This is a genomic window from Kocuria sp. CNJ-770 (genome assembly GCF_001942375.1).
In the GTDB taxonomy this organism is placed as follows: domain Bacteria; phylum Actinomycetota; class Actinomycetes; order Actinomycetales; family Micrococcaceae; genus Kocuria; species Kocuria oceani.
This window is the reverse complement of the sequence record NZ_MKJW01000082.1, coordinates 16,667-30,133: the sequence shown is the minus strand read 5'-3', so window position 1 is coordinate 30,133 and position 13,467 is coordinate 16,667. Positions and strand designations below refer to the sequence as shown.

Genomic DNA, 13,467 nt, shown 5'->3' with positions numbered 1-13,467 from the left:
CTTTTCGTATAGCGTTTCGTTGCGAGAAGCGTAAGTGGCCTGTTTCACACCCGTCAACCCCTGGGTGTGAGCTGAGCCACTACATTTGACGTAACGAAACGTTTCGCCGTGCACCGCAGGGTGCCCGACGTCCGAGGAGCCGGCCGCATGAAGAGAACGACCCTGAGCGAGGTCGCCGCACAGGCCGGGGTGTCCAAGGGCACCGTCTCGAAGGTGCTCAACGGGCGCCCCGACGTGGGGGAGGACACCCGGGAGAAGGTCCGGGCCGCGGCCGCGGAGCTGGGCTACACGGGCGCCGCCGCGCGGCGCCCCCGCCCGGCGATCGTGCTGGTGTTCGACACCCTGGAGAGCAACTACTCGCTCCAGGTCATGGCCGGTGCCGTGGACGCCTGCGGGCGCGCCGACGCCGACCTGCTGCTGAACGCCCTGCCCGCCCTCGAGCAGGGCGACCTCCCGCCCTTCTCCGACGACTGGTTCGCGGTCTGCGGCCGGAAGGGGGAGACGGCGGTCGTGGCCGTGACCACGCCCCTGACCGCGGAGCAGGTGGCGGCGGCGGCCCACGCACAGGTCCCGCTGGTGGCCATCGACCCGGTCAACAGCCTGCCCTCCACGGTGCCGAGCATCGGCTCCACGAACTGGGCCGGGGGCTACGCGGCCACCACGCACCTGGCCGAGCTCGGGCACCGACGGATCGGCCACCTCGCCGGCGCCGGCGGATCGGTCCCGGCGCGCGAGCGCCTGGCCGGGTACCGCAGCGCCCTGGAGAGCGCGGAGCTCCCGCGCGAGCCCCGGCTCGTGGCGGGGGACGGCTTCAGCTACGAGGCCGGCTTCGCCGCCGCCCAGCAGCTGCTCGCGCTCGAGGACCCGCCGACCGCGCTGTTCGCCGCGTCCGACGAGGCCGCGCTGGGCGCGTTCGAGGCGGCGCGGCAGGCGTCCCTGCGGGTGCCCGAGGACCTGAGCGTCGTGGGCTTCGACGACACGCTGATCGCCCGCTGGGCCTCGCCGAAGCTGACCACGGTGCGCCAGCCCCTGCACGCCATGGGGGAGATGGCGGTCGAACGGGCGCTCGCCCTGCTGGCCGGCGGGTCCCGCCGCACCCACCCGCTGCAGCTGCAGACCTCGCTGGTCGAGCGGTCCTCGACCGCCCCGCCCCGCCCGGCCTGAGCGCTCAGCGCTCCTGCACCGCGCGGTCCCGCCCGGCCTGCCAGCCGAAGACCGCGGCGAGGGCGCCGACCACGGCGAACATGACGCCGGCGGCGGCGAAGCCGCCGGTGGCGTGCAGCAGCTGCCCGACTAGGAAGGTGCCCGAGGAGCCCAGGCCGTAGCCGACGCCCTGCATCATCCCGGACAGCCGCACAGCCATGGTGGCGCTGCGGGTGCGCAGGGCGATCATGGTCAGGGCCACGGCGGTCAGGGCGCCCTGGCCCAGCCCCAGCAGCCCGGTCCAGACCCAGATCAGCTCGAGGGGGCCGAAGATCGAGAGCACGAACCCGCCGCCGGCCATCAGCGCCACCACGGCGTTGAGGACCCGCTGGTCGGCCAGACGCACCGCCAGGGCCGGGGCGAACAGCGAGCCGGTCATCTGCAGCAGGATGGACACCGCCACGATCACCCCCGCGGTGGCCCCGTCGACCCCCCGTTCGCGCAGGATGGGGGCGAGCCAGGCGAAGACGCTGAAGGACATCATCGCCTGGAAGACCATGAACCCGGTGATCTGCCAGGCCACCGGCGACCGCCAGGGGCTGTCCCCGCCGCCGCCCGCGGCCGCGGCCGGGGGCGCGGGGATGCGGTGGCGGGCCGCCACCGGGAGCAGGAGCAGGACCACCAGGGCGGCCGGTGCCGCCCACCCGGCCAGGCCCGCCCGCCAGGAGCCCGTGGCCTGGAACAGCGGGTAGGTCAGCCCTGCCCCGAGCGCGGCGGAGGCGGCGATGGCGGTGGTGTAGAGCCCGCTCATCAGCCCGAGGCGGTGGGCGAAGTCCCGCTTCACGATCGAGGGCAGCAGCACGTTGCCCACCGCGATCGCCGCCCCGCAGGCCAGGGTGCCGGCCAGCAGCAGCGGCACGGTGGCGCCCGCGGGCAGAGGCAGCCCGCGGGCGGCCAGCCCGGCGGCGAGCAGCACCATGGCCCCCAGCAGCACGGTCTCCGCCCCGTACCGGCGGGCCAGCCGCGGGGCGAGCGGGGCGAACACCCCCAGCAGCGTCACCGGGGCCGTGGTCAGCACGGTCACCGCCCAGGAGGGCAGGCCGGCCACGGCGGTGATCTCCGGCAGGATTGCGGCGAAGCTGGAGAAGACCGTGCGCAGGTTCAGCCCCACCAGCACCACGCAGACCCCCAGGTAGAGCAGGGCCCGGCGCGAGGTCGGAGTGGGGGCCTGCTGCACGGCGGACGGGGTGGGCACGGGCGGTCTCCTCGGGCGTCAGGGGCTGGTCCGGTGCCACGAGGCCCGGGCCGGGTCCAGGGTACGACGGGAGCCCTCGGTCCTCGCGCGTTCCCGGCCGCCCCGCCCGGGCGGGCCGTGGCGTCAGCGCAGGAGCAGGCCGGCGAGGAGGACGGCCGGGAAGGACAGGAACGAACTGAGGAGGATGATGTCGCGCCCCGCGTCGGCGGGCATCCGGAACTGGGACGAGAAGAGGAACACGTTCTGGGCCGTGGGCAGGGCCGCCATGACGACGACCCCCAGCAGCTCGGTGCCGCCCAGGCCGAAGCCGAAGCGGGCGATCCCCCACGCCACGACCGGCATGAGCGCGACCTTGACCAGCGTCCCGCCGATCACGTCCGGCACCAGGGCACGGGTGCGGAACGGCCGCTGCCCGTGCAGGCTCATGCCGAACAGCAGGAGCAGCAGGGGGATGGACGCCTCCCCGAGCATCTCCAGGGGGACCCAGAGCACCTCGGGCACCGTCAGTCCGGTGGAGGAGAGCAGCACCCCCAGCGCGGTGCCGATCGTCACCGGATTGGCGACCGAGCGCAGGATCGTGCGCCCGGTCGACGTGCCGGTCGGCGCCCCGGTCCGGGCCGGGGTCCTGGCCGCCGTCGCCGCGCCCGGACCGGCGCGCCGGGACGGGCGGGTGACCCACGAGAACACGAGGAGGTACGCCGGCGCCACGACCAGCAGCTGGGCGAGCAGGACCGAGACCACGGGGGCGGCGCTGCCCACCGCGTAGAGGGCGATGGGCAGTCCGATGTTCCCGGCGTTGACGTAGGAGGAGGCCATCGCGCCGACCGCCGTGCGCGCCGCCCCGCGGCGCAGCAGCGCACCGCTGTACAGGGCGAAGACCGCCCCCGCCACCGCGGCGGTGACGAGGGCGATCGGGGTGTAGACCCTGAGCACGGCCCCGAGGTCGGTGCCCGCGACGAGCACCAGCATCAGCGCCGGGTTGGTGAGGTAGTAGACGACAGGGGTGAGGCCCGCACGCATGGTGCGGGCCTCACCGGGCAGCAGCGCGGAGGTGGCGAAGCCGAGCAGCGCGATCACGGCGACCACGCCGAAGCCCAGCAGCACCCCCGTCATCCGGTTCTCGGCCCCCGGTTCAGCGGACCAGGCAGGGCCGCTTGGGGTCGAAGCTCCAGCCCTCGATCAGGTACTGCATGGCCGCGGCGTCGTCGCGGGCGCCGAGGCCGTGCTCGAGGTAGAGCTCGTGCGCCTCCGCCAGGCGCTCGCGGTCCAGCGCCACGCCGAGCCCCGGGGCGGCCGGGACCTCGATCGCGCCGTCCCGGATGCGCAGCGGCTCCTGGGTGAGGCCCTGGCCGTCCTGCCAGATCCAGTGGGTGTCCAGCGCGGTGATCTCCCCGGGGGCCGCCGCGCCCACGTGGGTGAACATGGCCAGCGAGATGTCGAAGTGGTTGTTCGAGTGGGAGCCCCACGTCAGGCCGAACTCGTGGCACAGCTGCGCCACGCGCACGGACCCGGCCATCGTCCAGAAGTGCGGGTCCGCCAGGGGGATGTCCACGGCGTTGGACCGCACCGCGTGGGACATCTCCCGCCAGTCGGTGGCGATCATGTTCGTGGCCGTGCGCAGCCCCGTGGCCCGCCGGAACTCCGCCATCACCTCGCGGCCCGAGAACCGGCCCTCGGCCCCGCACGGGTCCTCCGCGTAGGCGACGACGCCCTGCATCCGCCGGCCCAGCCGCACCGCCTCCTCCAGGAGCCAGCCGCCGTTGGGGTCCAGGGTCACCCGCGCCTCGGGGAAGCGCTCCTTGATCGCCGTGACGGCGTCGACCTCCACGTCCCCGGCCTGGACGCCGCCCTTGAGCTTGAAGTCCGTGAAGCCGTAGCGCTCCTTCGAGGCCTCGGCCAGGCGCACCACCGCCTCCGGGGTCATGGCCTGCTCCCGGCGCACCCGCGCCCAGGCGTCCGCGCCGTCCGGCTCCCGCAGATAGGGCAGGTCGGTGCTGTCCGGGTCGCCCACGAAGAACAGGTAGCCCAGCATCGGCACGGCGTCCCGCTGCCGGCCGTCCCCGAGCAGCTCCGCCACGGGCACGCCCAGGAACTGCCCGTGCAGGTCCAGCAGCGCGGACTCGACGCCGGTCACCGCGTGCACCGTGGTGCGCAGGTCGAAGGTCTGCAGCCCCCGGCCCCCGGCGTCGCGGTCGGCGAACGTCGTGGCGATCCGGCGCAGCAGGGTGCGGAACAGGGCCACCGGCTCCCCGGTGATCAGGGACCCGGCCTCCTCGATGGTGGCGCGGATCTTCTCCCCGCCGGGCACCTCGCCCAGGCCGGTCCGCCCGTCCGAGTCCGTCACGATCACGACGTTGCGGGTGAAGAAGGGGCCGTGGGCGCCGGAGAGGTTCAGCAGCATGGAGTCGTGCCCGGCGACCGGCACGACCTCCACCCGGGCGACGGTCGGCTGGGTGCTCATGCCTGCTCACCCGCGGAGTCCCCGGCCAGCTGGATGCGGCCGTCGACCCGCCGGTTGAGCTGCCAGGGGTTGGCGGCCTGCACCGGGGCGGGCAGCAGGGCGTCGGGGATGTTCTGGTAGGCCACCGGGCGCAGGAACCGCTCGATCGCGAGGGTGCCCACGGAGGTGGTCCGCGAGTCGGAGGTCGCCGGGAACGGGCCGCCGTGGACCATGGCCTCGCCCACGTCGACGCCGGTCGGCCAGCCGTTGGCGAGGATCCGCCCGACCTTGCGCTCGAGCACCGGCAGCAGCGGGGCGGCGGTGGGGAAGTCCTCCTCGGACAGGAACAGGCTCGCGGTGAGCTGGCCCTCCATGCGGCGGGCGGCAGCCACCAGCTCCTCGGCGGACCCGTAGCGGATCACCAGGGAGGACGCGCCGAAGATCTCCTCCTGCAGCACCGGGTTGGACAGGAAGGTGGGGACCTGCGTGCCGAAGACCACGGGGGCCGGGGCGTTCTCGGTGGATCCCTCCTTGCCCCGGGCCACGACCTCGACCCCGTCCTGCGCGGCCAGGGCGTCGATGCCCTCCTGGCACGAGCGGGCGATGCCCGGGGTGAGCATGGTCGCGCCCTCGGCGCCGGCCAGCGCCCGGTCCACGGCGGCGAGGAACGCGTCCCCGGCGGGACCCGCGGGGACGAACAGCAGGCCCGGGTTGGTGCACAGCTGCCCGGAGGAACCGGTCAGGGAGGTGACGTAGGCGCGGGCGAACTCGTCGGCGTCGCCCTTCAGGGCGGAGTCGAAGAGGAAGACCGGGTTGATGGAGCTCATCTCCGCGTAGACGGGGATCGGCTCCGGGCGGGCGGCGGCCGTGGCCATGAGCGCGGTGCCCGCACCGCGGGACCCGGTGAAGCCGACGGCCTTGACGGCGGGGTCCTTGGCCAGGGCCTGGCCGATGCTCGCGCCGGGGCCGTAGACCAGGGAGAAGACGCCGGGGTGCAGGCCGGCCTCGCGCACGGCCTCGGTCAGGGCGCGGCCCACGATCTCGCCGGTGCCGGGGTGGGCGTTGTGGGCCTTGAAGATCACGGGGCACCCCGCGGCCAGCGCCGACGCCGTGTCACCGCCGGCCGTGGAGAAGGCGAAGGGGAAGTTGCTGGCGCCGAAGACGGCCACCGGGCCGAGGGGCACCTTGCGCTGGCGCAGGTCCGGGCGGGGCAGCGGGGTGCGCTCCGGCAGGGCCGGCTCGATGCGCACGCCGCGGTGGTCGCCCTGGCGCACGACGCGGGCGAAGAGCCGCAGCTGGCCGGTGGTGCGCGCCAGCTCGCCCTGCAGGCGCGGCTTCGGCAGCCCGGTCTCCGTCGACGCGCGGTCCACCAGCTCCGGGCCGGCGGCCTCGATGTTGGCGGCGATCTTCTCGAGGAAGCTCGCGTGGGTCTCCGGGTCGAGGCTGCTGAAGGACTCGAAGGCCTGCTCGGCCGCGGCCGTGGCCTCGGCGAGCTGGGCCTCGTCGATCAGGGTGTAGGCCGGCCCGAGCTCGGCGTTGGTCGCCGGGTCGATGCCGTGGGTGGTGCCCGCGTTGCCGGGGGTCTCCCGGCCCGCGATGATCGAGTGGCCGGACAGGGTGGTGGTCTGGGTGCTCACGGACATGGATTTCCTTCGCTGTCTGTGCTGCGGTCGGGTGGACGGGGCTCGGCCGGGGCCTCAGGCCCGCTGGAGGCTGGTGCCCGAGGTCGTGGCGCTGCTGGTCTCGATGAGGGTCTTGAGGTCGGCGAGGTCGGTGGCGGTGAGGTCCTGCAGCGGGGGGCGGACCCCGCCGGCGTCGCGACCCACGGCCTTGAGCCCGCCCTTGATGATCGACACCCCGTAGCCCTTGGCCCGATCGCGGATCTGCAGGTAGGGCAGCACGAACCGGTTGAGCTTCTCGGTCACCGCCGCCCGGTCCTGGGCGCGCACGTCGGCGTAGAAGGCCAGGGCGAACTCCGGGACGAAGTTGTACATCGCCGAGGAGTAGGTGCTCATCCCCAGCTGCAGCAGCGGCAGGGCGAAGGTCTCGGCGGTGGGCAGCCCGCCGAGGTAGAACAGCCGGTCCCCGTTGGCGGCGTAGACCTTGGTGAGGTGCTCGATGTCGCCGATGCCGTCCTTGAACCCGATGAAGTTCTCGTGCCGCTCGGCCAGCCGGGCGATGGTCTCGGCGGAGTAGACGGCGTTGGCCCGGTTGTAGGCGATCACGCCCAGGTCGGTGGCCGCGCACACCGCGCTGGCGTGGGCGAGCAGGCCCTCCTGGTCGGCCTCGGTGAGGTAGGGCGGCAGCAGCAGCAGTCCCTCGGCCCCGGCGGCGGCGGCGTCGGTGGCGTTGCGGATGGCCTGGGCGGTGTTGCCGGCGGCGGGGGCGAGCACCGGGACGGTGTCCCCGACCTCGGCCACGGCCGCGGCCACCACGGTGGCGGTCTCCTCCACGGTGAGGGAGAAGCCCTCCCCGGTGCCGCCGGCGGCGAAGAGCCCGGCCACGGGGTAGGAGGCCTGCCAGGCCAGGTGCTGGCGGTAGGTGTGCTCGTCGAAGAGCAGGTCGGCGTCGAACGCGGTCACGGGGAAGGACAGCAGGCCGTCCTTGAGCCGAGCGGCGAGTTCCTGCGGAGTGTGCTGAGCCACGGTCGTCGTCCTTCGTGTCAGGCGTGGGGGCGGAGTGCCCGGGAATCACGTCTCACCCTAGGAAGGGGCGTCGATGCCTGTCCAAGCCCATTTGTGAATGGTCTGATGCCACCAGGGTATTGAGGGACGTGCTCAGTGCAGCTGCGTGCGCAGCAGCTCGAGCAGGTGGTGCAGGGCAGGGTTGCGGGACTGGCGGTCCCACAGGGCGTGCAGCTCCACCGAGTCCGAGGAGCTGCTCGAGAGCCGGAGATAGGCAACACCGGGGATGCCCAGGAGGCGGGCGGACTCGGGGACGAAGGCGAGCCCACGTCCGGCGGCCACGAGCGCGACCATGGTGAGGACCTGACTGACGGTGTGGACGACGTTGCGGTGCTCCACCTCCACGAGTCGCACCACGTGGTCGTAGAAGTACCGCGCCTTGGTGGGGGAGTGCATGATCAGCGGCAGGTCCTTGAGATCGGCCGAGGTGACGGGGTGCTTGAGCGCGGTCAGGGGGTGGTCGGCCGGAACGGCCACGAGCAGGTCCTCGGCGAGCAGCAGCTGCGACTCGAAGACCTCCGTGTCGAAGGGCGGCCGGGCCAGTCCGAGGTCGAGGTCCCCGTCCTGGAGGGCGTGCAGCTGCTCGCTCGTCACCAGCTCCTGCAGATCGACGTCGCGTCCGGCAGCACCTGCTCGATCTCGCTCAGCAGCGGGCCGAGCAGGCTGAAGCCGGAGGCGGCCGTGAAGCCGATGCGCAGCACCCCCGACCGCCCGGCGGCGATCCGGCGCGCCAGCAGCGGGGCACGGTCGGCCGCGACCACCAGCTTGCGCGACTCCACCAGGAACGCCCGTCCGGCGGCGGTGAGGGCCACGCGACGGTTGTCCCGCTCCAGGAGCTCCACGCCCAGCGTCTTCTCCAGCTTCTGGATCTGCCGGCTCAGCGGGGGCTGGGTCATGTTGAGCCGCGCCGCCGCGCGGCCGAAGTGCAGCTCCTCCGCGACGGCAATGAAACTCCGCGCCTGGTCAAGAGTGAACATCATGTCCTTCGGGTATTACTCAATGCACGAATGGGCTTGGACACGCATCGTAGTCTCTTCCTAGTCTCAAGTCTCACATCGCCTGTGACTGCACTCACAGCACTGCGCCCCCGGCGACTCCGCCGGAGCGCCCCGTCCTTCCCAGTGTCAGGAGCTCCCATGAAGAAGACATCGCTGCGCCAGGTCCTGGTCGGCGCGACCGCGGCGACCTCGTTGCTCGCCCTCACCGCGTGCGGGGGCAACGTCGGCGGCGGGTCCGCCGGCGCCGGCGAGGAGTTCCCCTCGGAGCCCATCACCCTGACCGTCGGCCAGGCGGCGGGCGGCTCCACCGACCTCATCGCCCGTGCCGTGGCCGACGCCGCCGCGGTGGACCTCGGCGTCCCGATGCCGGTCGTCAACCAGCCCGGCGCCAACGGCGCCCTCGCCACCCAGGAGGTCGCCGGCACGGCGCCCGACGGGCAGAACCTGGTCCTGCTCAACGCCTCGCTGATCACCATCACTCCCCTCGCCGTGGGCGAGGAGGAAGCCGTGTCCCTGGACGACCTCGAGGTGCTCAAGGGCCTCTCCCAGGACGACTACGTCATGGTGGCCAGCAGCGAGTCCGGCTTCGAGAACCTCGACGACGTGAAGAACGCCTCCGGCTCCTTCAGCTACGGCACCACCGGCGTGGGCACGGGCTCCCAGCTCGCCCAGACCGTGCTGTTCGCCCAGGCCGACATCACCGGCACCGAGGTGCCCTTCGACTCCGGCGCCCCGGCGCTGACCGCCGTGCTCGGCGACCAGGTGCAGGTCGCCACCGTCCAGATGGGCGAGGCGAAGCCGCAGATCGACGCCGGTGAGGTGACGCCCATCGTGGTGTTCTCCGAGGACCGCAACGAGTTCCTGCCCGACGTGCCCACCGCGGTGGAGTCCGGCTACGACGTGCCGGTCTCCCAGTACCGGGCCGTGGCCGCCCCCGAGGGGCTCCCGGACGACGTGAAGGCGCGGCTCGTCGAGGCCTTCGACGCCGCCGTGGCCTCGGAGACCTACCAGGACTTCAACGAGCAGAACCTGCTCACCCCGTGGGAGGTCTCCGGTGAGGAGGTCGAGCAGGAGTGGACCGAGCTCGCCGACCGCTACCAGCAGCTCGTCGAGGAGTACGACATCTCCCTCGCCGAGTAGGAAGGACCTCCGCGCCGCCATGTCGACCACCACACCCAGGAGCGTCCCCATGAAAGATCCCCGTACCGACGACCGCCCCCAGGTCACCGAGGTCCTGGTCGACGCGGACGCCGCCGCCGAGGACCTCACCCCGGAGCAGCTCGCCGCCGAGTGGGAGGCCGAAGGGCCCCCGCCCGGCGGACGGGCCGCGGCGCTCGGGTCGACACTGGCGGTCACGGCGCTCGCCGCCGCGGCGGCGCTGCTGTCCCTGGGCATGGGGCTGGGCACCCCGCAGCAGCCGGCCCCCGGCATGTGGCCGTTCCTGGTCAGCGTGGTGGCCGTGGTGATCGGCCTGAGCCACCTCGTCACGGGGCGGCGCGGGGGCGAGGGCGAGAAGTTCACCCGGGAGTCGCTGCTGGCCGTCTACGGCTTCGTGACGCTGGTCGGGCTGGTGCTGCTCATGCCCGTGATCGGGTTCGAGATCCCCTCCCTGCTCCTGTCCTTCGTCTGGATGAAGTTCCTGGGCGGTGAGACGTGGCGGGCGGCGACCCTTTACTCCGTGCTCGTCGTCGTCGCGTTCTACCTCGTCTTCATCACTGCCCTCGGCACGTCGATCCCGCACCTGTTCTGACGGCCGCCGCTCCCGGCGGCCACCGACCAAAGGCTCCCGCATGGACTTCCTGCAACCCGCCCTGGACGGCTTCGGCGTCGTCCTCCAGCCGACCAACCTCCTGTACTGCCTGATGGGCGTGGTCATCGGCATGCTGATCGGCGTGCTGCCGGGCCTCGGCCCGGCCGCGACCATCGCCATCCTGCTGCCGCTGACCTACGGCATCGAACCGGTCACGGCGATCATCATGCTCGCCGGCATCTTCTACGGCGCCCAGTACGGCGGCACGATCACCTCGGTGCTGCTCCGGCTGCCCGGGGAGGCCAGCTCCGTGGTCACGGTCTTCGACGGCTACATGATGGCCAAGCAGGGCCGAGCCGGCACCGCCCTGGGCATCGCCGCGATCGGGTCCTTCATCGGCGGCACCGTCGCCATCGTCGGCCTGACGTTCCTCGCCCCGGTGGTGGCCGGCTTCGCCCTCGACTTCGGCCCGCCCGAGTACACGGCCCTGGCCCTGCTCGGGATCCTGCTGGTGGCGACCATCAGCAACGGCAACAAGGCCAAGGCGCTCATCGCCGCCTGCTTCGGGCTGCTGCTGGCCACGGTGGGCCGGGACGTCTTCACCGGGGCCGAGCGGCTGACCTTCGGCAACCTCAACCTCGCCGACGGCATCGACTTCGTGCCCGTCGCGATGGGCCTGTTCGGCCTCGGCGAGATCCTGCACAACCTGGAGGAGCGCCACCGGGCAGCCAAGGCCCCCGACAAGGTCTCGAACGTCTGGCCCTCCCGGGCCGACCTCAAGCAGTCCTCCGGGGCCATCGGCCGCGGGTCCGTCCTGGGCTTCTTCCTCGGCATCCTCCCCGGCGGCGGCGCCACGATCTCCTCGATGGCCGCCTACGCGATGGAGAAGAAGCGCGCCAAGCAGCCCGAGCGGTTCGGCCGGGGGGCGGTCGAGGGCGTCGCCGGGCCCGAGACGGCCAACAACGCCGCGGCCACCAGCTCCTTCATCCCGCTGCTCACCCTGGGCATCCCGGCCAACGCCACGATGGCCTGATGTTCGGCGCCCTGCTGATCCAGGGCGTCACGCCCGGCCCGCAGCTCGTCCAGCAGGACCCGGAGCTGTTCTGGGGCGTCGTCAACTCGATGTACATCGGCAACATCCTGCTGCTGATCATGTCGATCCCGCTGATCGGGATCTTCGTGCGCATCCTGCGGGTCCGGGGCGCCATCCTGGCGCCCATCACGGTCCTCATCACGATGCTGGGCGCCTACACCATCAACAACTCGATGTTCGACGTCATGCTGGTGGTCGTGTTCGGCGCGGTCGGCTACCTCATGAAGAAGTACGGGTTCGAACCGGGCCCGCTGGTGCTGGCCTTCGTCCTCGGCTCCCTGCTCGAATCCAACCTGCGCCGGTCCCTGCTGGTCTTCGAGGGGGACGCCAGCGGGTTCTTCACCCGGCCCATCTCGGCGACCCTGCTGCTGCTGTTCGTGCTGGTCGCCGTTCTGCCCCTCGTCCAGTCCGCCGTGCGGCGCCGTCGGTCCCCGGAATCCTCCGCGGAGTCCGCCGACGACGCCGACCGCACCCCCGTCAAGGAGAACGCATGAGCATCCTCGTTGGTTACGTCCCCACCCCCGTCGGAGAGGCCGCTCTCCGGGCGGCCGTCGAGGAGGCCCGCCTCCGCGAGGAGCCGCTGCTGGTCGTCAACTCGGTCCGGGAGGGCGCCCTGGCAGACCCGACCGTGGCCTCCGACGACGACCTCCGGCGCGTCACGGACGCGGCGGCCGCCGCCGGGGTGGCCTGCACCGTCCTGCAGCCGTCCCACCGCAGCGACCTGGCCGAGGAGATCCTCGACCTGGCCCGCGAGCACGACGTCTCCCGGATCGTCATCGGGCTGCGCCAGCGCACGCAGGTGGGCAAGTTCATCATGGGCTCCCACGCCCAGCGGATCCTGCTGCAGGCCGACCGCCCGGTCCTGGCCGTCAAGGCCCCCGACGCGCACCTCTGAGCACCCGCGGCCGCCCCCGAGGTGCCGCTGCCGGCCCGCGCCGGCAGCGGCACCTCGTCCGTTCCCCGGGTCAGGCGCTCTCGCGCCGCACGAGCTCGCCCACGACGTGCTCCACCCGGGGGGCGTCGCCGCTGAGCGCGATGTCCGCGGCCGTCTCCCCGATCTCCTCCAGCGGGAAGCGGACCGTGGTCAGCGCCGGGGAGAAGTCCCGCAGGTTCGGGATGTCGTCGAACCCGGCCACCCAGAGGTCCTGCGGCACGTGCAGCCCCGCGTGCCGCAGGGCCGCGATCGCGCCGAGCGCCATGACGTCGTTGGCGGCGACGAGCGCGAGCCCGCGCAGGCCCTCGGCACCGAGGCGCCCCACGAGGTCGCGGATCGACTCGTAGCCGCCCTCACTGTCGAAGCCGTGTACGGTCTCCACCTCGGCCGTCAGCCCCGCCCTGGTCAGGGCCGCCCGGAACCCCGCGCGCCGCTCGGCCGCCGTGGTGAGATCGTCCGGCCCGCCGAGGAAGGCGAACCGGGTCCGCCCGGCCGCGACCAGCATGCCGGTCAGGTCCATCCCCGCGCTGCGGTTGTCGATCGTGACCGCCCCGGCGCCCTCCAGCCAGTCCTGGCCGATGGTCACCACGCGGCCGCCGTTCTTCTGGTAGCGCTCGAGCTCCGCGAGCAGCCGCGGGTCGATGCTCTCCCGGCGTGAGCCGGCCATGATGATGGCGTCGGTGCGGTGGGCGGCGAAGGCGGACACCGCGTCGAGCTGGTCGGTGCCGCTGGTGGCGGCCAGCAGCAGCTGGTGCCGGTGGGCCCGGGCCCGGCGCTGCACCCCCTTGGCGATCGAGGAGAAGTAGGGGTCGGCGATGTCGTGCACCACGAGCCCGACGAGCCCGGTGGTGGAGCGGGCCAGCGCCTGGGCCTGCGCGTTGGCCACGTAGCCGAGGGTCTCCGCGGCCAGGCGCACGCGCTCCGCGATCTCCTCCGCCGGCCGCCGGTCCGAGCCGTTGAGCACCCGGGAGGCGGTGGCCAGGGACACCCCGGCCTCCCGCGCCACCTGGGACAGGGTCACTGCGCTCATCGTGCGGTCCTGCTTCCTCCCCGCTGCCGTCGGGCCTCTGGTGTCACCGGTCGTGAAGTCCGCGCCGGGAATGTGTTGACAGTCACACTGGAGCAACTCTAGAGTGGAAAGCGCTTTCCTGCAAATCTCCCAACCGTTTG

At 72.8% G+C, this 13,467-nt stretch carries 10 protein-coding genes and 2 pseudogenes; 5 read left to right on the top strand and 7 right to left on the bottom strand.

Annotation, left to right across the window (positions count from 1 at the left end; all coding sequences use genetic code 11):
- The first annotated feature begins 147 nt into the window (after window positions 1-147).
- On the top strand, window positions 148-1,164 hold the full coding sequence (locus BJF77_RS06430) for a LacI family DNA-binding transcriptional regulator (protein WP_083665010.1): 1,017 nt from the start codon (window positions 148-150) through the stop codon (window positions 1,162-1,164).
- A gap of 4 nt (window positions 1,165-1,168) precedes the next feature.
- On the opposite strand, the gene BJF77_RS06425 is transcribed toward BJF77_RS06430, so the two are convergent.
- From BJF77_RS06425 to BJF77_RS06400, 6 genes and pseudogenes are all read right to left on the bottom strand, one after another.
- Window positions 1,169-2,398, bottom strand: a complete 1,230-nt coding sequence (locus BJF77_RS06425) for an MFS transporter (protein WP_075871636.1) — start codon at window positions 2,396-2,398, stop codon at window positions 1,169-1,171.
- Between the two features lie 123 nt (window positions 2,399-2,521).
- The gene (locus BJF77_RS06420) at window positions 2,522-3,511 is read right to left on the bottom strand and encodes an AEC family transporter (RefSeq protein ID WP_075871635.1); all 990 of its coding nucleotides are present in this window, start codon (window positions 3,509-3,511) and stop codon (window positions 2,522-2,524) included.
- 19 nt (window positions 3,512-3,530) lie between these two features.
- The gene (locus BJF77_RS06415; RefSeq protein ID WP_047803117.1) at window positions 3,531-4,859 is read right to left on the bottom strand and encodes an enolase C-terminal domain-like protein; all 1,329 of its coding nucleotides are present in this window, start codon (window positions 4,857-4,859) and stop codon (window positions 3,531-3,533) included.
- Entirely contained in the window at window positions 4,856-6,481 is a 1,626-nt protein-coding gene (locus BJF77_RS06410; RefSeq protein WP_075871634.1) for an aldehyde dehydrogenase (NADP(+)), read from the bottom strand. Before BJF77_RS06410 ends, BJF77_RS06415 begins: the two co-directional genes overlap by 4 nt.
- Before the next feature lie 54 nt (window positions 6,482-6,535).
- Window positions 6,536-7,483, bottom strand: a complete 948-nt coding sequence (gene kdgD, locus BJF77_RS06405; protein WP_047803115.1) for a 5-dehydro-4-deoxyglucarate dehydratase — start codon at window positions 7,481-7,483, stop codon at window positions 6,536-6,538.
- 132 nt (window positions 7,484-7,615) lie between these two features.
- Window positions 7,616-8,499, bottom strand: a pseudogene (locus BJF77_RS06400) (LysR family transcriptional regulator).
- Between the two features lie 159 nt (window positions 8,500-8,658).
- On the opposite strand from BJF77_RS06400, the gene BJF77_RS06395 reads away from it, so the two are divergent.
- The 4 genes and pseudogenes from BJF77_RS06395 (at window position 8,659) to BJF77_RS06380 (ending at window position 12,258) form a co-directional block, all read left to right on the top strand.
- Window positions 8,659-9,660, top strand: coding sequence for a tripartite tricarboxylate transporter substrate binding protein (locus tag BJF77_RS06395; RefSeq protein ID WP_075871633.1), 1,002 nt, complete (start codon window positions 8,659-8,661; stop codon window positions 9,658-9,660).
- A 49-nt stretch (window positions 9,661-9,709) separates the two neighbouring features.
- Window positions 9,710-10,270, top strand: a complete 561-nt coding sequence (locus BJF77_RS06390) for a tripartite tricarboxylate transporter TctB family protein (RefSeq protein ID WP_075871632.1) — start codon at window positions 9,710-9,712, stop codon at window positions 10,268-10,270.
- A 40-nt stretch (window positions 10,271-10,310) separates the two neighbouring features.
- Window positions 10,311-11,857, top strand: a pseudogene (locus tag BJF77_RS06385) (tripartite tricarboxylate transporter permease).
- The gene (locus BJF77_RS06380) at window positions 11,854-12,258 is read left to right on the top strand and encodes a universal stress protein (protein ID WP_047803110.1); all 405 of its coding nucleotides are present in this window, start codon (window positions 11,854-11,856) and stop codon (window positions 12,256-12,258) included. The pseudogene BJF77_RS06385 and the gene BJF77_RS06380 overlap by 4 nt, the downstream one beginning before the upstream one ends.
- A gap of 70 nt (window positions 12,259-12,328) precedes the next feature.
- Here BJF77_RS06380 and BJF77_RS06375 read toward each other — a convergent pair whose 3' ends face one another.
- On the bottom strand, window positions 12,329-13,327 hold the full coding sequence (locus BJF77_RS06375) for a LacI family DNA-binding transcriptional regulator (protein WP_075871631.1): 999 nt from the start codon (window positions 13,325-13,327) through the stop codon (window positions 12,329-12,331).
- Window positions 13,328-13,467: the final 140 nt, after the last annotated feature.

Excerpts from the sequence above, each read along its gene's own strand:
- BJF77_RS06430 (WP_083665010.1), top strand. The coding sequence starts at position 148 with ATGAAGAGAACGACCCTGAGCGAGGTCGCCGCACAGGCCGGGGTGTCC.
- BJF77_RS06420 (WP_075871635.1), bottom strand. The coding sequence starts at position 3,511 with ATGACGGGGGTGCTGCTGGGCTTCGGCGTGGTCGCCGTGATCGCGCTG.
- BJF77_RS06415 (WP_047803117.1), bottom strand. The coding sequence starts at position 4,859 with ATGAGCACCCAGCCGACCGTCGCCCGGGTGGAGGTCGTGCCGGTCGCC.
- BJF77_RS06410 (WP_075871634.1), bottom strand. The coding sequence starts at position 6,481 with ATGTCCGTGAGCACCCAGACCACCACCCTGTCCGGCCACTCGATCATC.
- BJF77_RS06395 (WP_075871633.1), top strand. The coding sequence starts at position 8,659 with ATGAAGAAGACATCGCTGCGCCAGGTCCTGGTCGGCGCGACCGCGGCG.
- BJF77_RS06390 (WP_075871632.1), top strand. The coding sequence starts at position 9,710 with ATGAAAGATCCCCGTACCGACGACCGCCCCCAGGTCACCGAGGTCCTG.
- BJF77_RS06380 (WP_047803110.1), top strand. The coding sequence starts at position 11,854 with ATGAGCATCCTCGTTGGTTACGTCCCCACCCCCGTCGGAGAGGCCGCT.
- BJF77_RS06375 (WP_075871631.1), bottom strand. The coding sequence starts at position 13,327 with ATGAGCGCAGTGACCCTGTCCCAGGTGGCGCGGGAGGCCGGGGTGTCC.